This window comes from Vibrio splendidus 12E03 (assembly GCF_000272105.2).
Classification (GTDB): Bacteria; Pseudomonadota; Gammaproteobacteria; order Enterobacterales; family Vibrionaceae; genus Vibrio; species Vibrio splendidus_I.
Window position 1 is genome coordinate 35,039 of the sequence record NZ_AJZD02000279.1, and the last position, 18,312, is coordinate 53,350.

The following is an 18,312-nucleotide window of genomic DNA, read 5'->3' on the forward strand; positions in this document are numbered from 1 at the left end:
CGTTACGCTAGCAGCTTCTCTAGCACTTGGAACACACCCGCATCAACGTTACTTGGTGCGCCAAAACGAGCGATCTCTTTCAGCTTTGGATGTGCGTTTTCCATTGCGTAAGAGTGGTAGCTCTCTTTAAGCATTTCGTAGTCATTCAGATAATCACCAAAACTCATGGTCTGCTCGAAAGTGAAACCGAGTGTGTTTTGTAGATGTTTAATCGCCGCGCCTTTCGATGCTTCAGCATTCATCACATCCAACCAAATTTTCGCACTGACAACCACTTGATAGTTTTCACCAAACTTAGCATTGATGCTTGGGTTCACTTTCTCTTGTGAACCGTCGAAGTGACAGATAGCAACCTTGATAAATTCATCTTCTACCGCCAGTAAGTCTTCTACTTGCTCACGACGGTGGTAGTACTTAGAGATCTCCGCTAGAGCACGCTCATCTTTGGTTTCAATGTACGCCGATTTCTTACCACATAGCACCACATGTGCGCCTTCAATAGCACGCGCTTCTTTAATGATCTCTTTGATGGCATCGGTATCAAGCAAGCAGCTGTATAGCTCTTGCCCTTTATGCATCACCAATGTGCCGTTTTCAGCAATGAACATCATGCGATCTTTAAGTGGAGCAAAGGTTTCCATCAAGCTGTAGTACTGACGACCCGATGCCGCAGCAAAAATAATGTCTTGAGCTTCTAAACGCTCATAAATATTAAAAAATTCTGGGTCTAGCTTTCCGTGTTCATTAAGCAGAGTGCCGTCCATATCAGCAGCGATAAATTTGATGTTCTGTTGTGGCATTTCAGGGCTTACCTATAAGTAAAAATTAAAATGTAAATTATGATTTTCGTTATCTTTTGTAACGGTTCTGCGTTCGATTATATCGCTAGAGTAGCCAGTGAATGCAATGCTTATTTCTGAGCTCTAATAAATCGCTTCAAACGCAAAACTGAGCTAACCGACATGTCGCTTTGAATGATTGAGTCCTACATACCAGAGGTGAACAAAACCCCTCAAGGCTATACGATCCTTAGACCTCTATCACTTTATTTGTTGACCACTGTAATCATGATTCTAGCTATCACTTCGACTTTGTTTTGCATCGTTACCATCAAGTTTTTAATCACACTTGCCAATTTAGCGCGCCATCGCGTTCACATTACGCCTAAAATTTCGTTGAACCGAACCAAGTGGCCAACCGTGTCCATTATTATCCCTGCGAGAAATGAAGAAGATAATATTGAGACCAGCCTCAGTTCGCTAATGAAGCAAAACTACCCAAAAGACAGGTTTGAAATCATCGTGGTTGATGATTTTTCTACTGATTCGACAAGGGCCATTGTTGATACGCTAATCGACGTATCGAGTGTTAACGTTCGCTGCATATCGGGAAGGAAATTACCACCCAATTGGCTAGGGAAAAGTAATGCTTGCATGGTGGGCTCACAGCAAGCAACGGGTGAGTATTTGTATTTTATCGATGCTGATACAAAGTCTGAACCCTTGATGCTACAGAGCGTTATCCATTTCGCCTCAAGACACAAAACGGATTTGCTGTCGTTCAACCCTAGGCAAGCATTCACATCAACCGTTGAGAAAATCACCTTACCCGGCATATTTCTTTCAATCGCGTCTTACATGAACTTCAAGAACGCAAACGACAAGTCAAAAGCAGACGCCATTGCTAACGGCCAAGCCATGCTTTTTACACGAAAGTCATACGATGCGGTAGGTGGGCATACTGCGGTAGCGAATGAGATATCCGAAGACATCGCTTTTGCAAAACTCATGAAGATGTGCGGACTAAAAGCGTTTTGGGCTTTTGCAGACAAGCTCATGAGTACTCATATGTATTCAGACTTTGGTTCAATTTGGGCGGGCTTCTCCAAAAATATGAATCTTATTGTAAATTGCCAATCAAGATTCCAAGTACTTGGTGAATTCATCAAAACGAATATCATTGCATGGGCTGCCCCGGTGATGCTGCTTGTATCAACTCACCATTTCATCGGAGATCCTTCATCAATCAATACCTACTCCTTAGCGATCAATGCTCTGATGTTGCTCGCGTCCATTGTCACTTATCTTATTTTGATCAAAGAACTCTTTATACCAGCTCGTTATGCGCTAACCGTGCCTTTGGGGATTTCATTGCAAAGTTTGTTGATTCTCAACAGTTATCGCTTGTCAAAGAGCAATAAAATCACTTGGAAAGGACGAGCACTGTCGTGATCAGCAAGATTCTAACTTTCATTCTGGTTGCGACGTCTTTTTCAGTGTTAGCGTCGGATGGCAATGAGTGGAAGCTCGTACGTAATAAGCAAGGCATCGAAGTCTACAATCGAAAAGTTGAAGGTAACGACTTGAAGGATTTTCGGGCAGAAGCTGATATCCAAGCCAATCTTACTTCAATCATCGCTTTGTTTACGGATACTTCAGTAGGCACTCAATGGGTAGAGAACATTGATGAAATGGAAGAAATCAAACATTTTAGCGATGCTCATACTATCACTAAAACCTATACAAAAGCGCCTTGGCCTGTCTCAGATCGTGAAGCCATTGTCGAGAACGTAATTAGCCAGGAACCAAACACATTAATAGTCACAATCGAACAACATGGGAAACCGAATTACCTTCCAAACAACAAGAAAGTGATTCGAGTCGCAAAGCTCGAGTCTCGCTGGGTTCTCACACCAATAGATAAAGAAACAACTCATATTTCTTATCAAGTATTGAGTGACCCTGGGGGATCTATCCCATCTTGGTTAATCAATATGGTCGCTGTATCTCAACCTTACAACACGCTCCTAGGGCTATCTAAAATATTGAATTCAAAAGATTATATCGCTCATACTCTTGATTTCATCAAAGACTATAAATAATCAAAACACAACAAACACTCTAGAGGTATACAGTGTGAAAATTAAATTCACTCCTTTTGCTGCGATCTTATTAACGGTATCAAGTGCAGTATTTGCAAATCAAGTCATTGTTGATACTAAAGGCATTGATGAAACACAATATCATGCAGACATATATGAATGTGAACAGTACGCTAAGCAAGTTAGGCCTGAGGAAGTTGACTCTCTTGGAAAGTATATTGTGGGCTCAACCACTAAGGGAGCTGCGCTTGGTGCGTTAGGTGGAGCGGTGTCTGGCGGGAGTGGTCATGATGGCGCAAAAGCTGGCGCTGGCATCGGTATTATCAGCGGTGCTTTAAAGCACGAAGCTCAAAAAAGACAATCCGCCGAGCTATCTGAGCAGCAGAAGTTTCAAGTTAATCGTAACTGCATGATCAATCGAGGCTATACCGTGCTCAACTAGAGCATAATCCAGAAAGTAAAGTGGCATTTAATCGACATTAAACGCCATTTTACTTGGTTGAGCCATCACTAAGTTCAACCACCATAACTAAATCGTCCGTTAAAATCGGACCGAATTGACACCGAGCATTGACCCTTATATAAAATGGGCTTACTATTAATCGTCTTTTAACGATTATGAAAAGCGAAACATCAATATGAACGAAACTTGCTCTACAACTGGTGGCTGTGCTCTGCCAATCGGACATGGTGATGTCGAAGCTGAAAAGCAAATGGCAACTCTAGCGAAAGCGCTCGCTCACCCGGCAAGAGTTCGTATATTGAGTATCCTTTCAACGTTAGAAAAATCGGGCGGCTGTTTGAACAGTGACTTGGTGAGTGAATTAGGTTTGGCTCAATCAACAGTATCAGAGCACCTAAGAATCTTGAAAACCTCAGGCTTCATCACTGCTGAATCGATACCACCGAAGATGTGCTATCGCATTAACCGAGATAATATTCAGCAATTTGAATCGCTTATCGACACCATTTTAAAATAGATTAACCACGCTTAGTTTGTCGAACACAATAAACTAGGCGTATTTTTTGCCTTTAAATATCGCTTTTCGACGATTAACGATAACAACCAAAGAGATAATATAATGAAACCAAAATTAGGTTTTCTCGATCGCTACTTAACGCTGTGGATCTTCATCGCCATGGGCATTGGTGTACTGCTTGGCACCTTGTTCCCACAAATCGAACAGTGGAACGAATCAATGTCTGTTGGCACAACCAACATTCCACTGGCAATTGGCCTTATCTTAATGATGTACCCACCTCTGGCTAAGGTTAACTACAGCCTGCTAGGCACCGTGGTAAAAGATAAGAAAGCGATCAAACTATCTTTGATCATGAACTGGTTTGTCGGCCCAATTCTGATGTTTGTACTGGCACTAACTTTCTTGGGTGATCACCCAGGTTACATGGTTGGCGTAATCCTAATTGGTCTTGCTCGCTGTGTGGCGATGGTTCTGGTTTGGAATGACATCGGCGGCGGTAATAAAGAGTACGGTGCGGCGTTGGTTGCTCTGAACAGCGCGTTCCAAGTGGTAAGCTACAGCTTTATGGCGTGGTTGTTCATCAGCGTTCTTCCTCCGGTATTCGGTTACGAAGGTATGTTGGTTGATATCTCAATGATCGATATTGCACACAGCGTACTTATCTACCTAGGTATCCCATTCCTAGCGGGCTTCTTAAGCCGTAAGATCCTGGTGTCGATAAAGGGCGAGCAATGGTACAACGATGTGTTTATTCCACGTATCTCTCCAATCACACTGATTGCACTACTGGCAACCATCGTTCTGATGTTCAGCCTGAAAGGCGAAATGATTGTTGAATTGCCAATGGATGTACTATTGATCGCGGTTCCACTGACTATCTACTTTACGGCTATGTTCTTCATCAGCTTCTTCATCGGTAAGAAGATGGGCATTGAGTACGACAAGAACGCATCAATCGCGTTCACAGCAACAGGTAACAACTTCGAGCTAGCTATTGCTGTCGCTATCTCAGTATTCGGTATCAATTCAGACCAAGCGTTTGCCGGTGTTATCGGTCCACTGATTGAAGTACCTGTGTTGATTTACCTAGTGAACGTGGCGCTTAAGATGAAAGACAAGTATTACAATGGTCAAACAGTTAAACCTAACGTCTAGCATCTAGAGCTAGAGCGAACAAAAAGCTGCATCACTTTGAACAGAAAGGCTCACACGTTAAACGGTGAGCCTTTTCTTTATTTAGTTTGACCCAATTTAAGTCTCGCCCAGCTTACGTTTCGTCTAATAGGCCTTTCAATGCTTGTTCAAGCCAAAGCAATGCTGGGCCTTTCGAGCGTGTTTTAGACAAAACAAGATCAACGGGTGGCGACCACGTTTTGTGATCGAATGAGACATTAATCTCCACTAAACGCTGCTTATTCAGCTCCTCTTCGACGAGGTGCTTAGGTAAGTATGCCCAGCCAATATCACTGCCGAGTACCACCTCTTTGATAACAATAAAGCTGTTTGACCACCATACCTTACCGGCAATCAGCGGGAACTGATCCATCCCCTTACCTTTATCTCCCCTCAACATTAACTGTCGATGCGGGAGTAAATCGGACAATTTCGCGACACCTGTTTTTGCGAGCGAATGACTAGGGTGACACACGGCAATAAACGGTAAGTGACCAATAAAGCAAGGCTCAGAGCCGACGTCAAAAGCCAAATTGGTAAACATCAGCCCAATGTCTGCTCTCTCTTCGATAATTAAAGGGTTGACCTCTGTTGTGGTACACGCAACCAGCTCAACTTCAGTCGCAGGGAATTGTTTGCTAAATCGACTAAGGATCTTAGATAGGTTTGGGACCAACAATGAATCATCTAGTGCAATTTTGATGAGCCCCTCTTCACCGCTCCCCATCGCATTAACCGTCACATTCAGATCTTCAACCTGAAGCACGATCGCTTTCACCTGTTTAAATAACTGCTCGCCCGCTTTGGTTAGTGAAGGCTTTCGAGTCGAACGATCAAAAAGCTCAACATTAAAATCTATTTCAAGATTACTGATGCCTTGGCTCACCGCCGACTGTACCTTACCCAAATGACGAGCACTGGCAGAAAATGATCCTAATTCAACGGCATACACAAACATTTTCAGTTGTTCAATGTTGTACATTCGGTTTCTCCCAAAACTTACTATCATTATATGTGATGCTAACAATCTTTATATTATCACTTAAGTAGATATTATCTAGCCAAGTCATTAGCCCATAGGCGGCTATTTAATCGTAAAGAGAGTTAGAAAAATGTCACATAAAGAACGCATGTTGCACATGGTGCTATTTGAATTGGTTGCTTTGGTTTTGATGGCAGGGCTTGCAACCTATGTTACAGGAAATGGCGCAGGTGAAATGGCAGGCTTAGCGCTCGCAATATCATTGATAGCAATGGCTTGGAACTACGTTTACAACTATGGCTACGACAAAATTTACGGAACAGACCGAAGCGAAAGAACCACGAAAACACGTATTCTGCACGGCTTAGGTTTCGAACTGGGTTTGATGCTGGTGACGTTCCCGCTACTGATGTGGGTACTTCAACTCGATTTCTGGACAGTACTAGTAATGGATATCGGAATTGTTATCTTCTTCGTGCTGTACGCGATAGCATTCAACTGGGCGTATGACTCAATCCGAGCTCAATTGGTTTCGAAAGGAAAAGTTGCAGCTCTGGTTTAGAGCTGTAAGTTCTTAACTTATAACAAGAACAAACATCCAAATTGAAACTGCCAAACTACAACTTAGTTGGCAGTTTATTCATTTATGCATATAAGCGCATTTGTTAACGCCCTTGTTACATAGCAAAAACATCACACAGCCCTCCCTAATTAAGTCTAATTATCCACCACTCACGAAGTAGCATCACAAATCCGAATACAAACTCCTCGTACCAGTTGCGCATTCATTTACATATAGGTAGTTTGAGCGGCTTCGCAACCTATCAATTCGAGCAATGACGTTCATGCGAGCATCTTTTCCGAGCAAAAGTGTTCGGATTAACATTTCAAGTGACTTTAATTAACAATTTTATGCTCAAACGCTCACTTTTGATGTTCGTTTATTTTCGAGTTCGCAAATATATGCACAATACACGTGCTAGATAAGCAAAACTAAAAAGGACTCGAACATGACAACAAACAAACACCCTTCTTTATTTGGGCAATGCTTGGCTGAATTTATCGGTACAGGATTACTCATATTCTTTGGCGTTGGCTGTGTGGCCGCTCTGGTATTAACCGGTGCGACATTCGGACAATGGGAAATCAGCATCATCTGGGGCTTCGGTGTTGCGATTGCAATTTACTGTACTGCTGGCGTTTCTGGCGCACACATTAACCCGGCGGTAACCATCGCGCTGGCCATGTTCCATGGCTTTGATAAAGCGAAAGTGGTGCCTTACATCATTTCGCAACTGCTTGGCGCATTCTGCTCTGCTGCGCTGGTATACAGCCTGTACAGCAACCTATTTACTGATTACGAAATTGCGCATAACTTTGTTCGTAGCAGCCAAGACGCACTATCAACAGCAGGTATTTTCTCAACATACCCACATGCTTCACTCTCTTTCTTTGGCGCTTTTGCTGTGGAATTTGTGATTACTGCTGTTTTGATGTTCGCTATCTTAGCGTTAGGTGATGAAAACAACGGCGCATCTCGCGGTGCAATGAATCCTCTACTGATCGGTATTCTTATCGCAGTAATTGGTGGTTCTTTAGGTCCACTGACTGGCTTTGCGATGAACCCTGCTCGTGACTTTGGGCCAAAACTTTTTGCTTACTTTGCAGGTTGGGATTTCGCACTAAGCGGTGCTCGTGATATTCCTTACTTCATCGTTCCAATTCTTGCTCCAATTGCTGGTGCGTGTTTTGGTGGTTGGTTGTACCCACGTGTTATCGGTGCTTACCTACCAGTAGAAGGCCAAGGCTGCACAATTCCAAACCAATGTGAAACAGAACAAGAAGCTGAACAAGCTCAAGCTTAATCCCTAAGCGACCTTACATTTACTAAAATATAAATAACGAAAGAAAAAGGATTCTTACCATGACCGAGCAAAAATACATTGTTGCCCTAGACCAAGGCACCACAAGTTCTCGCGCTGTAATCCTCGACCACGATGCAAACATCGTTAGCTCTTCTCAAAGAGAATTCACTCAGATTTACCCGAAAGCGGGTTGGGTTGAGCACGACCCAATGGAAATCTGGGCAACTCAAAGCTCTACATTGGTTGAAGCACTCGCTAAAGCAGGCATTCGCAGCGACGAGCTAGCGGGTATTGGTATCACTAACCAACGTGAAACCACTATTGTTTGGAACAAAGAAACTGGCAAACCGGTTTACAACGCAATCGTATGGCAGTGTCGCCGTACAGCAGATATCTGTGAAGACCTTAATGCGCGTGGCCTAGAAGACTACGTACGTGACAATACAGGTTTAGTCCTTGACCCGTATTTCTCAGGTACAAAAGTAAAATGGATTCTAGACAACGTTGAAGGCGCTCGCGAAGACGCTGAAGCTGGCAAACTACTGTTCGGTACGGTTGATACTTGGTTGGTTTGGAAGATGACTCAAGGACGTGTTCACGTTACGGATTACACTAACGCGTCACGTACTATGTTGTTCAACATCAACGACCTATGTTGGGATCAAAAGCTCCTTGATGAGATGGGTATCCCGTCATCAATGATGCCAGAAGTGAAGCGTTCTTCTGAGGTTTACGGTCAAACGAACCTTGGTGGTAAAGGCGGTACTCGTATTCCAATCGCGGGTATTGCGGGTGACCAACAAGCGGCACTTTACGGTCAAATGTGTGTAGAAGCAGGCCAAGCTAAGAACACTTACGGCACGGGTTGTTTCCTTCTAATGAACACGGGCCAAGAGAAAGTCACATCGAAAAACGGCCTTCTAACCACACTGGCATGTGGTCCTAAAGGCGAACCTGCATACGCACTTGAAGGTGCAGTATTCATGGGCGGTGCATCAATCCAATGGCTACGTGATGAAATGAAGCTACTGGCTGGTGCAGAAGACTCTGAGTACTTCGCAACCAAAGTAGACTCTTCAAACGGCGTTTACGTGGTTCCTGCATTTACTGGCCTAGGCGCGCCATACTGGGATGCTTATGCTCGCGGTACGATTGTCGGCCTAACTCGTGGTGTTAACTCTAACCACATCATCCGTGCAACGCTGGAAGGTATTGCTTACCAAACTCGTGACGTACTAGACGCGATGCAAGCGGACTCGGGCATCAAGCTAGCGAAACTACGTGTTGATGGCGGTGCAGTAGCGAATAACTTCCTAATGCAATTCCAATCAGACGTGCTTGATACTGAAGTTCACCGTCCTGAAGTAACGGAAGTAACCGCTCTAGGTGCCGCTTACCTTGCTGGCCTAGCGGTTGGTTTCTGGGACAGCATCGACGAGCTTCAAGACAAAGCCGTTCTTGACCGCACCTTCATACCACACCACGACGAGGAGAAGCGTAACCGCCGTTACAAAGGTTGGAAACGTGCTATCAAGTGTGCACAGGTTTGGTCTGAACTGCACGATGACGACGAAGAGTAATCTAAGCGTGAGTTAACAGAGGAGCACGAATAATCCCTTCTTAGTCGATTAGATTGTTCGAACCTCAGCAAACGAAACTAAAAAGAGCACTATTTTGTGCTCTTTTTTGCGTTTCAGGCTCAAATTCCATGTTTTGAGCAGCGTTTTTGCGGTTTAGACATGATTCCTTACCATCATTACTTCTCTCTTTTCATCAATTCGAGCACAATAGCGTGAGTTTATATTTTCGATTTTGACGCGCTAGAGCCCTTTGCGCGCAGGGAGTGGTAAGTTAAGTGAAGCAGATACCAAGACACCAGCAGATTGTAGATCTGGTAAAAACACAAGGATATGTGAGTACCGAAGAGCTCGTTGAAAAGTTCGATGTCAGCCCACAAACCATCAGACGAGACCTCAATGAACTGGCCGATAGCAACAAAATTCGTCGCTATCATGGTGGTGCAACCATTCCTTTAAGCTCGGAAAACACCTCTTATAACACGCGTAAAGCGCTTAACTTCAACGAAAAAGACGTGATTGCAGACGAACTGGTTAAACACATCCCAGATGGCGCAACCCTATTCGTTGATATAGGTACTACACCAGAATCGGTCGCCCGCGCACTCAACAAAAATCACAAACAATTACGAGTTGTCACCAACAACATCAATGTTGCGAGCATCCTTCTACCGAACCCAGAGATCAAGGTTATCTTGGCGGGCGGTGAAGTACGTAACCGCGATGGTGGTATTGTCGGCGAAGCGACACTCGATTTCGTGAAGCAGTTCCGCCTCGATTTCGGCATTTTGGGTATCAGCGGCATCGACTTTGATGGCTCACTGCTCGATTTTGATTACCACGAAGTTCGAGTGAAACAAGCCATCATCGAAAACAGCCGCAGTATCTTCTTAGCCGTCGACCACACAAAGTTTGGCCGCAATGCGATGGTTAAGCTCGGCAATATCTCCCAGGCGCACATGGTGTTTACTAATAAACAACCACCGGAAGAGATTCTCAACATCCTTAAAGATTCAGCAATACCATTAGAAGTGATCGATACCGCTCGTCCTGTGAGCGAATAACTCAACATAAGTGCTCAGTGAAGCCATTTTCTTAAACGAATCACGATTCTTTATAGAAAAGTTAAAAAAGTAAAACTTGCTCACTACCAGTGTCGCTTCTATGCTCGAATTAGATTTATTTGAACCTCTGCTTTCATAAGCAGAGGTTTTTTTATGTCCAAATCACATAAAACGCGCATAAACGAAAATAATAAATGACCGCAAACGAAAGTTAAGATAGGATTCACTTATGTTCTAAAATGCTCGTTCGCTCAGCAAGAGGTCAAAATCATGAGTGCTCAACAAAATAATTCAAACAACAGTACATCTTCCACTTTAGACTTGATCGTGATTGGCGGCGGCATCAATGGTGCAGGTATCGCAGCAGATGCAGCAGGTCGTGGTCTCAACGTTGGCTTATACGAAGCAAATGATTTTGCTTCTGCTACTTCATCTGCAAGTTCAAAACTGATCCACGGTGGTTTACGTTACCTTGAACATTACGAGTTTCGTTTGGTTTCGGAAGCGCTTGCAGAACGCGAAGTATTGTTAAGAAAAGCACCTCATGTTGCTCAGCCAATGCGTTTCCGTTTACCCCATCGACCATTTTTACGCCCAGCTTGGATGATCCGTTGTGGCCTATTCCTTTACGATAACTTGGGTAAACGCACCACACTTCCTGGAAGTAAAACGGTGAACTTGGCTAAATCAGGCTTACTGAAGCCAGAAATGAAAACAGGTTTCGAATACTCAGATTGCTGGGTAGATGATGCGCGCATGGTATTGCTCAACGTGTTAGCGGCGAAAGAGAACAACGCAGAAGTTCGTAACTACTGCCGAGTTGAAAAAGCGCACCGTGAAGGCGGTATCTGGCATGTGACGATCCTTGATGTCATGACAAACCAACGTTTTGAACGTAAAGCAAAAGCGCTAGTGAATGCAGCAGGCCCTTGGGTTAAGCAATTCTTTGATGATGGATTGGAGCAGGCTTCGCCTCGTAACATTCGTTTAATCAAAGGCTCACACATTGTTGTGCCACGAATCCATGACGAACCACAAGCGTACATTCTACAAAACAAAGACAATCGTATTGTGTTCATGATCCCTTACCTAGATAAGTTCTCGATCATCGGTACTACCGACCTTGAATACAAAGGCGATCCACGTAACGTCGCAATTGATGATGTCGAAGTGGATTACTTGATTGATATTGTTAACCAACACTTTGTTAAACAGCTTGGCCGTGAAGATGTGGTTTGGACATACAGTGGCGTAAGACCGCTTTGTGACGACGAATCTGATTCACCGCAAGCGATCACTCGTGACTACACATTGGAATTAGACGCAGAGCTAGATCAAGCACCACTGCTTTCGATCTTCGGCGGCAAACTAACCACTTACCGTAAACTAGGCGAAGCAGCACTTAAGAAGTTAGAACCACACCTAACCAACATGGGTGCGCCTTGGACAGCCAACAACACGCTTCCAGGCGGTAACTTCAGCTGTAGCAGAGAGCAACTGGCGACCATGATCCACACTAAATACCCTTGGGCATCTGAAGCGCTATTACTTCGCTACGTGACTCAATTTGGTACCTACACATGGAAGCTACTGGAAGGCGCAAATAGCGAAGCTGACCTAGGCATTCAGTTCTCAAGCGAAGCGCATGGCGTTTATCAAGTTGAAATCGATTACTTGATCAATGAAGAGATGGCGATGACTGACGAAGACATCTTGTGGCGCAGAACCAAGCTTGGCCTGTACATGAGTGAATCAGAGCAGCAAGCAGTAACGGATTACCTGAAAGAGAAACTACAAAGCAAAGTAGTGAGCTTTTCTCAAGTAGGCTAAATCCAACTAGCCTAAACATGGTTCAAGAACATAGTTAACAATCAAGCTTAGCGTCCCCGCGCTAAGCTTTTTTTATATCCACCCTATTAACAAAACCTTAGTGCTAATTGAGTTTGCCTATATCTACGGTTAATTGTATCCAAATATTCTTATGCGTTGAGATAGAGACTGGAACGCAGAAACGAAAAAAACTCCCGAAGGAGTTTTTTTGTCTAAGTCTGCAATTCGCCATTTAGCTAATCAGCAAAATTACCAGCTCACTAGCCAGTTAAACGAGCATGCAGTGCATCTTTCAGTACAGAACGATCATGTTTCAGTTGGTGCATCGAGCCGTCATCAATGGGTGAATCTTTCAGCTCAAGCTTACGAATCTCTTTATCAAGGTTGTCGTACGTCTTCATGTCTGCTGCAAAGCCATCGTCAGTTTTAACAAGCTCAGCAATTTTATCTTTCATTTCAGGAAATTCGTGAACAAGAGAATGATTTTCACCTAGCATAGAAACCTCTTAAGTTGAGTAAAGTGATTGGTATTACGCATTCATTATTAACCTTAGCAAGGGAGTCAAATAACAAATGAGATCCAGTACACAGCATAGAATATAGACAATTCAGATTCACAAATTTACAACATAAATCGGTAGAGATGCGTTGTTTTACATAGAAGAAAGCCTCACGTAATCGCAAGGCTTTGTAAAGGTGAGTTCTTTATAAGAACAGTGACAGAAATGATAATAACAGCAGCTAAAAAGTATTTTCAAAAAAGAGATTAGCTGCTGCACCCTTGAGTATGAACTCGGTTCATGTCGTCACCGACTTGTGCTTCTTGAGACCCTGTCGACTGGCATCCTGCCAAGAATAATAGCGTTACAGATAAGATAAGCCATTTCATAATAAATCCTCTTTTTGTCATGACTAAAGCATAGTATTTAAAGGCGCAGACACCTCAGCCATTAACTAAAACCTTACCTGCCGATAAAGCCTTGGTTAATGAAAAAGGCACCGCTTCATTAATTAACGACCTGTCTTCGTGCAAAAAACTTTCACTCAACTGAATCAAAATCGCACAAAGTAAAAGAAGAACAGCTGTGGAGCCATGACGAGGATTTAAAAAATGAGTCGCTATAAGCTAGTCACTCGTTGCCAAACGCACTGCCGCTTCTGCATGAATTGCTGTGGTATCAAACAGGGGAACATCAGTGTGTTGTTGCTGAATCAGCAGGGCGATTTCAGTGCATCCCAGAATCACAGCCTCTGCACCTTGGTGAGTTAACTTATCAATAATTTGACGATATACATCTCGAGAGGCTTCTTTTACTTGGCCTCGACACAACTCTTGGTAAATGATGTTGTGCACTTTCTCTCGGTCATCCTCATCCGGGATTACAACATCGATACCGAATTTGTTAGTCAGGCGTCCTTTATAGAAATTTTGTTCCATCGTGAAAGCCGTGCCGAGTAATCCGACTTTCTTCACTCCCTGTTCAAGCAGCTTCTGCGCTGTGGTATCAGCGATGTGCAAGATAGGAATCGTGATCTTCTCTTCGATCTCAGGAACGACCTTATGCATGGTATTGGTACAAATCAGAATGAAATCAGCGCCGCCCTTCTCTACCGACAAAGCCGCGTCCGATAAGATATCTGCAGTCTCCGCCCAACGACCTTGATGTTGAAGCTTTTCTATCTCATCGAAGTTCACGCTGTACATACAAACCTTTGCAGAATTGAGCCCACCAAGGGTCGCTTTAACGCCCTCGTTGATGGACTTGTAGTAACTCACTGTCGACTCCCAACTCATGCCACCAAGCAATCCGATCGTTTTCATTTTTCTATTCCTTCAATTTCTGACTATCCCGATTAAAGCGCCATGCGTTGAAAATTTATAGTACGTTCTTGCTTAAAATGAGACGAAGCCTTCGCTATTTCGCAAAAAAGCTCGAATAAAAATCCGAGCTTTTGTTGTTTTGACTAAGGGTAAGCTAGGCGTTAGTACACCTCGCACCAATCTGATTTCATGTCTATCAGTGTCCAATCCTCTCTGGAATTCGCCTCATCTAGCGCTTTATCAAGCTTGCCAACGTGAGACTCACGATCGTACTGCCACTCGCGCTCAGCATCAGTGTGATGAACAATCATCGCCATTGAGTTGGGTTGGCTCGTTGCCCATTGCATCATAGCTTGGTCACCGTCTGAGTTACCGACCGCTAAAATCGGCTTCTTACCGATAATGTGTTGAATATTGGTGACCTTTCCGGTTTTGTCATCAATGGTCAAAATGGACGAATCTTTGGTAACAGTCGGTTTGCCATCGTTGTAGCTGTACTTGTATTTAAGCGCGCTGCCGATGATCTGTTCTGTAGGAATGTTGTAAGCTTGCGGAGCCCACGCTCTCATGAAATCAACGCCTCCGCCCGACACAATGTAAGTCTTAAAGTCATTCTCTTGCAGGTAGGTCAGCATCTCTTTCATTGGCTGATAAGTAAGGTCTGTGTAGGCTTTATTGAAGCGCTCGTCTTTTGCTGCCGCTAGCCATTGCTCAACGTCTTGCTGGTATTGTTCAACAGTCATACCAGAATGTGTCGCCATGATGATTTTCAATAACCCTTCTTCACCGCTGCCCAAAACGCTCTCAATATCATCTTCAAGCACAAACTTAAACGGTGCTTCTGTTTTCCATTCCGGGTGCTCTGGCGCCATCTCTTTTACACGGTCCAACGCAAATGCCAATTGGAAGTAGTAAGGCTTTTCCGACCAAAGCGTACCGTCGTTATCAAATACGGCAATGCGATCTTGAACCGCTACGAACGTATCAGATTGCGCTTTGGTGGCTTGCCCAACAAAGTCGACGATAGCGGATTTGCTCTCGCTATCTTTCCAAGAGGGCAGCAAATTGGGGTCACAATCTTTAGCAAAAGATGAGAACGAGAGACTAGATAAAATCGCAAAGGACAAAAGGGTTATTTTCTTCATAGCAACTACCATGTTGTTGAATTATTTGTGGGGTTTAATTCAATTCATCCTAGTTGGTCTATTCTGATTTTCCACTTATGGGCACTATAACCAATGTTTATGTTGTCGTTAGATTAGGGCCTCAAAGTTCTGCTTTTTAGTTCGTTACGGCTTACGCTCTGCGCTTTTTGAAAGCGTGCCAGCCAGCGCTGAAAATTGTTTTTAATACCACGCTTAATGCGCTTAATTTTGGGTCGGCATTTTTGCCAGAGGCGATACGCCACATCTGATGTTCATACCAAACCAGCCCAAACATCGCCATCTTGTCTAATGCTGGTTTACCTGTAGTTGGCACAGTTAGCGGCATGCCGTGGCTAGGGTTTTCAATTAACTTGTTGGGGAAATCAGGATCAACCGCCATTGTTCGCGCAATACCAATAAAATCGGTTGCCGAAGTGTTTAAGGCTTCATTCATTGCTTGTGCGGTTCGAAAACCACCCGTGACCACCAGCGGAGTGCTGACGAGTTTTCTCGCCTTAACCATGTAATCCATAAAATACGCTTCACGTTTTACGGTGCTAGCCTTGATGGGTTCGCCTTTGTTCTTTGACCCCATCATTGATGGGCTTTCATAAGTGCCGCCGGAGATCTCAATGAGGTCGATGCCGTTATCACTCAGTGTTTGTACAACCTGCATCGATTCTTCTTCAGTGAAGCCACCTTTCATAAAGTCGGCACTATTGAGCTTAATTCCGACAGGGAAATCGTCACCAACTTCTATCCGAATCGCGCGATAAACTTCAAGTACGAAACGAAGTCTATTTTCGAGCGAGCCACCCCACTTGTCTTTACGTTGATTGTGTCTTGAAGACAAAAACTGACTCACAAGATAACCATGAGCCCCGTGAATCTGCACACCAGTAAAACCCGCTTGTTTTGCAAGCTTTGCGCTCAGTGCGAATTTATCAATGATTACGATGATTTCCGTCTCAGTCAAAGCTCGTGGCGTATTGAAGCCTTTTTCTAATCCACGCTCTAAAGAGATAGCCGAAGGGGCAACCGGGCTATCACACAAGAACTTGGGGATTTGCTTGCCTGGATGATTCAATTGCATCCATATCTGAGAACCATTTTGTGTTCCAGCCTTCGCCCACTCACGAAATACGCTTAAGTCACTGTGCTCATCTAATACAACATTTTTAGGTTCACCAAGCGCACCTCTATCGATCATCACGTTCCCAGTCATAGACAGACCAATCCCTCCTTGAGCCCAGCGCTGATAGAGAGTGACCAAACCTTGCTTAGGGTTATGGTGCTTATCGCCAAGCTGTTCACTCATTGCCGATTTAAACAGTCGGTTTTTGATCACTTGACCATTAGGGAGAGAAAAAGAGTCGTTTATACAAATCGAATTCATACGCGTGGTTACTTTCTTTTGTTCTATATGTTGGGTTTAGTATGCCCTACTTTATTCGACATTTCTGAGCATTTAGTACCTCTTTCGTGGCAAGTTTCGCTCAATACTAAAAAGCCAGCTGCATAACAGCTGGCATTAATCGAATATAAACAAAACCTAAATCAAGCGATTTAAGTAATCACTGAATTGTGGATTTTTCGACCGTGGTAAACGGTGTCGATTTCCATTTATCTGTGATGACCTCTTCGCCGGGCGTGTACATACGTAACACTGAATACCATTGATGATCGGGAATGGGTAAGAAGTTAGGCTCATCTTCATGCCCTTTAACATCGCTACTCATGTAAATGGTGTAACTTCCGTCTGCATTCGGCGTTAGCGTTCTGTCTCCGCGAGAATGACGGTTTAAATCGTTTTTCTCCATCAGACGAGTCTTGCCACTGTAAGCCGTGTATGACCAGAATCCGCCATCTTCAATCGGTGGAGCAACGAAAGTCACGGTGTAATCATACTTACCGCCGTCTAGCGCTGCGCCTTCGCTATCAAAAAAGTCACCACTGTACATCGTGTGTTTAGCAGGCAGTCCCCATTGCCCCATCAGGGTACCGTAGGCATGTTGATAGCTTGCGACTTTGGTCATCTCCTCACGAGTGCCGAGCACATCACGCGAATCATCGAACCCTGCATTCTTGATCCTTGCCGCGCCTTTCTTCTCGCCTAACTCAATCAGTTTCAACTGTTCATCGTTAAAGATATAGTCTTCGTTACCTAAACCAAGCTGGCCGAACTGTTGTAGCAGTCTTTGGTCGTGATGCTTCATCGTGCCTTCTGACAAAATGAAGTTAGTACGCTCTACCCAGTTCGAGTTCTCTGGATCTGGATACTCACGCTCAAGCGGTTTTGGCCCTTTCTGACCTAAGTATTCCGACAACGTCCTAATATTCCATTGATCCATTAACTTTTGAGCAGTTGCAGAATCGTCACCGCCAAGGTCCATGATTCGACCCATCATCTTGACTAGCGGATGCTCGACATAGATGACTTGGTCGACACTCGTAGGGACTTCACCTTTCCATCCTTCAACTGCATACATGAAACTGCCGCCTTTTGTGCCGCGTTGCGGTGAACCAAATGCAGAGTCGGTGAAGTGTTGCATGTTCATAGTGTGGAAAAGCCAGTATCGATCTTCATCGTGATCTGGGATGGTGATGATCACAGGCTCAGCGCCAAGATCCATCCAACCCATTAGATGCAGAGTATCGTTATTGATTGTTGGGTGAGCAGTGTAGGTATCATCTGCCAGAATTCGAATGTTCTGAAAACGGTTCAGTGGATACTCTTCTTTAATTACCGTCTGATAAAAGTACTTGTACGCCTCATCAATCGAATAAGCGTATTCATAGGCCAGTTGCGCGAGCTGCTCATTATCTTGTTCTAGCCAAGCTAGGCTCGCCATCTCAACAGGTAAGGTGTCGCGCGTTATCTCAAAAGCACTATCGGTTGGTAGCTCTGTTTGATTCGCTAACGCATAAGTTGGCAGTGTGACAAGAAAAGCACATGCTAACGCTTTAATAAGTCTATTTTTGTTCATCTT

18 protein-coding genes are annotated in these 18,312 nt (G+C 44.0%); 10 read left to right on the top strand and 8 right to left on the bottom strand.

Features of this window, described 5'->3' with window-relative positions:
• Window positions 1–2: 2 nt before the first annotated feature.
• Window positions 3–800, bottom strand: a complete 798-nt coding sequence (locus A142_RS17555; protein ID WP_019827042.1) for a Cof-type HAD-IIB family hydrolase — start codon at window positions 798–800, stop codon at window positions 3–5.
• Window positions 801–1,067: 267 nt separating this feature from the next.
• On the opposite strand from A142_RS17555, the gene A142_RS17560 reads away from it, so the two are divergent.
• The 5 genes from A142_RS17560 (at window position 1,068) to arsB (ending at window position 5,019) form a co-directional block, all read left to right on the top strand.
• Window positions 1,068–2,231, top strand: a complete 1,164-nt coding sequence (locus A142_RS17560) for a glycosyltransferase (protein WP_029405757.1) — start codon at window positions 1,068–1,070, stop codon at window positions 2,229–2,231.
• Window positions 2,228–2,881, top strand: coding sequence for an START domain-containing protein (locus A142_RS17565; RefSeq protein WP_019827044.1), 654 nt, complete (start codon window positions 2,228–2,230; stop codon window positions 2,879–2,881). Before A142_RS17560 ends, A142_RS17565 begins: the two co-directional genes overlap by 4 nt.
• A 34-nt stretch (window positions 2,882–2,915) precedes the next feature.
• Window positions 2,916–3,323, top strand: coding sequence for a hypothetical protein (locus tag A142_RS17570; RefSeq protein WP_019827045.1), 408 nt, complete (start codon window positions 2,916–2,918; stop codon window positions 3,321–3,323).
• 196 nt (window positions 3,324–3,519) lie between these two features.
• Entirely contained in the window at window positions 3,520–3,861 is a 342-nt protein-coding gene (locus tag A142_RS17575; RefSeq protein ID WP_016794841.1) for an ArsR/SmtB family transcription factor, read from the top strand.
• 102 nt (window positions 3,862–3,963) lie between these two features.
• Complete coding sequence (gene arsB / locus A142_RS17580) at window positions 3,964–5,019, top strand: ACR3 family arsenite efflux transporter (RefSeq protein WP_019827046.1); 1,056 nt, start codon at window positions 3,964–3,966, stop codon at window positions 5,017–5,019.
• 112 nt (window positions 5,020–5,131) lie between these two features.
• On the opposite strand, the gene A142_RS17585 is transcribed toward arsB, so the two are convergent.
• Complete coding sequence (locus A142_RS17585) at window positions 5,132–6,019, bottom strand: LysR family transcriptional regulator (protein ID WP_019827048.1); 888 nt, start codon at window positions 6,017–6,019, stop codon at window positions 5,132–5,134.
• Between the two features lie 130 nt (window positions 6,020–6,149).
• On the opposite strand from A142_RS17585, the gene A142_RS17590 reads away from it, so the two are divergent.
• The 5 genes from A142_RS17590 (at window position 6,150) to glpD (ending at window position 12,355) form a co-directional block, all read left to right on the top strand.
• Entirely contained in the window at window positions 6,150–6,581 is a 432-nt protein-coding gene (locus tag A142_RS17590; RefSeq protein ID WP_019827049.1) for a PACE efflux transporter, read from the top strand.
• Window positions 6,582–7,029: 448 nt separating this feature from the next.
• Window positions 7,030–7,884 (top strand): MIP/aquaporin family protein, encoded by an 855-nt coding sequence (locus tag A142_RS17595; RefSeq protein ID WP_019827050.1) that lies wholly within the window; start codon window positions 7,030–7,032, stop codon window positions 7,882–7,884.
• A 59-nt stretch (window positions 7,885–7,943) separates the two neighbouring features.
• Window positions 7,944–9,464, top strand: a complete 1,521-nt coding sequence (gene glpK / locus A142_RS17600) for a glycerol kinase GlpK (protein ID WP_019827051.1) — start codon at window positions 7,944–7,946, stop codon at window positions 9,462–9,464.
• Window positions 9,465–9,739: 275 nt separating this feature from the next.
• Complete coding sequence (locus A142_RS17605; protein ID WP_004732237.1) at window positions 9,740–10,525, top strand: DeoR/GlpR family transcriptional regulator; 786 nt, start codon at window positions 9,740–9,742, stop codon at window positions 10,523–10,525.
• 270 nt (window positions 10,526–10,795) lie between these two features.
• Window positions 10,796–12,355 carry a glycerol-3-phosphate dehydrogenase gene (glpD, locus tag A142_RS17610; RefSeq protein ID WP_029405758.1) on the top strand — a complete coding sequence of 520 codons (1,560 nt, stop codon included), beginning with the start codon at window positions 10,796–10,798 and terminating at the stop codon, window positions 12,353–12,355.
• Between the two features lie 260 nt (window positions 12,356–12,615).
• Here glpD and A142_RS17615 read toward each other — a convergent pair whose 3' ends face one another.
• The 6 genes from A142_RS17615 to A142_RS17635 all read right to left on the bottom strand — a co-directional run bounded on the left by A142_RS17615 (window position 12,616) and on the right by A142_RS17635 (window position 18,309).
• On the bottom strand, window positions 12,616–12,852 hold the full coding sequence (locus tag A142_RS17615) for a YdcH family protein (protein ID WP_017067743.1): 237 nt from the start codon (window positions 12,850–12,852) through the stop codon (window positions 12,616–12,618).
• A gap of 269 nt (window positions 12,853–13,121) precedes the next feature.
• On the bottom strand, window positions 13,122–13,244 hold the full coding sequence (locus A142_RS25585) for a hypothetical protein (RefSeq protein WP_277815630.1): 123 nt from the start codon (window positions 13,242–13,244) through the stop codon (window positions 13,122–13,124).
• Window positions 13,245–13,481: 237 nt separating this feature from the next.
• Window positions 13,482–14,177, bottom strand: a complete 696-nt coding sequence (locus A142_RS17620; RefSeq protein ID WP_019827052.1) for an aspartate/glutamate racemase family protein — start codon at window positions 14,175–14,177, stop codon at window positions 13,482–13,484.
• A gap of 161 nt (window positions 14,178–14,338) precedes the next feature.
• Window positions 14,339–15,322 (bottom strand): HAD family hydrolase, encoded by a 984-nt coding sequence (locus tag A142_RS17625; protein ID WP_019827053.1) that lies wholly within the window; start codon window positions 15,320–15,322, stop codon window positions 14,339–14,341.
• A 151-nt stretch (window positions 15,323–15,473) separates the two neighbouring features.
• On the bottom strand, window positions 15,474–16,718 hold the full coding sequence (locus tag A142_RS17630; protein ID WP_019827054.1) for an NADH:flavin oxidoreductase/NADH oxidase family protein: 1,245 nt from the start codon (window positions 16,716–16,718) through the stop codon (window positions 15,474–15,476).
• A 178-nt stretch (window positions 16,719–16,896) separates the two neighbouring features.
• Window positions 16,897–18,309 carry a DUF1254 domain-containing protein gene (locus A142_RS17635; RefSeq protein WP_019827055.1) on the bottom strand — a complete coding sequence of 471 codons (1,413 nt, stop codon included), beginning with the start codon at window positions 18,307–18,309 and terminating at the stop codon, window positions 16,897–16,899.
• Window positions 18,310–18,312 lie beyond the last annotated feature (3 nt).

Coding starts and splice junctions, on each gene's coding strand:
- A142_RS17555 (WP_019827042.1), bottom strand. CDS start 800: ATGCCACAACAGAACATCAAATTTATCGCTGCTGATATGGACGGCACT.
- A142_RS17560 (WP_029405757.1), top strand. CDS start 1,068: ATGATTCTAGCTATCACTTCGACTTTGTTTTGCATCGTTACCATCAAG.
- A142_RS17575 (WP_016794841.1), top strand. CDS start 3,520: ATGAACGAAACTTGCTCTACAACTGGTGGCTGTGCTCTGCCAATCGGA.
- arsB (WP_019827046.1), top strand. CDS start 3,964: ATGAAACCAAAATTAGGTTTTCTCGATCGCTACTTAACGCTGTGGATC.
- A142_RS17585 (WP_019827048.1), bottom strand. CDS start 6,019: ATGTACAACATTGAACAACTGAAAATGTTTGTGTATGCCGTTGAATTA.
- A142_RS17590 (WP_019827049.1), top strand. CDS start 6,150: ATGTCACATAAAGAACGCATGTTGCACATGGTGCTATTTGAATTGGTT.
- A142_RS17595 (WP_019827050.1), top strand. CDS start 7,030: ATGACAACAAACAAACACCCTTCTTTATTTGGGCAATGCTTGGCTGAA.
- glpK (WP_019827051.1), top strand. CDS start 7,944: ATGACCGAGCAAAAATACATTGTTGCCCTAGACCAAGGCACCACAAGT.
- glpD (WP_029405758.1), top strand. CDS start 10,796: ATGAGTGCTCAACAAAATAATTCAAACAACAGTACATCTTCCACTTTA.
- A142_RS17615 (WP_017067743.1), bottom strand. CDS start 12,852: ATGCTAGGTGAAAATCATTCTCTTGTTCACGAATTTCCTGAAATGAAA.
- A142_RS25585 (WP_277815630.1), bottom strand. CDS start 13,244: ATGAAATGGCTTATCTTATCTGTAACGCTATTATTCTTGGCAGGATGC.
- A142_RS17620 (WP_019827052.1), bottom strand. CDS start 14,177: ATGAAAACGATCGGATTGCTTGGTGGCATGAGTTGGGAGTCGACAGTG.
- A142_RS17625 (WP_019827053.1), bottom strand. CDS start 15,322: ATGAAGAAAATAACCCTTTTGTCCTTTGCGATTTTATCTAGTCTCTCG.
- A142_RS17630 (WP_019827054.1), bottom strand. CDS start 16,718: ATGAATTCGATTTGTATAAACGACTCTTTTTCTCTCCCTAATGGTCAA.
- A142_RS17635 (WP_019827055.1), bottom strand. CDS start 18,309: ATGAACAAAAATAGACTTATTAAAGCGTTAGCATGTGCTTTTCTTGTC.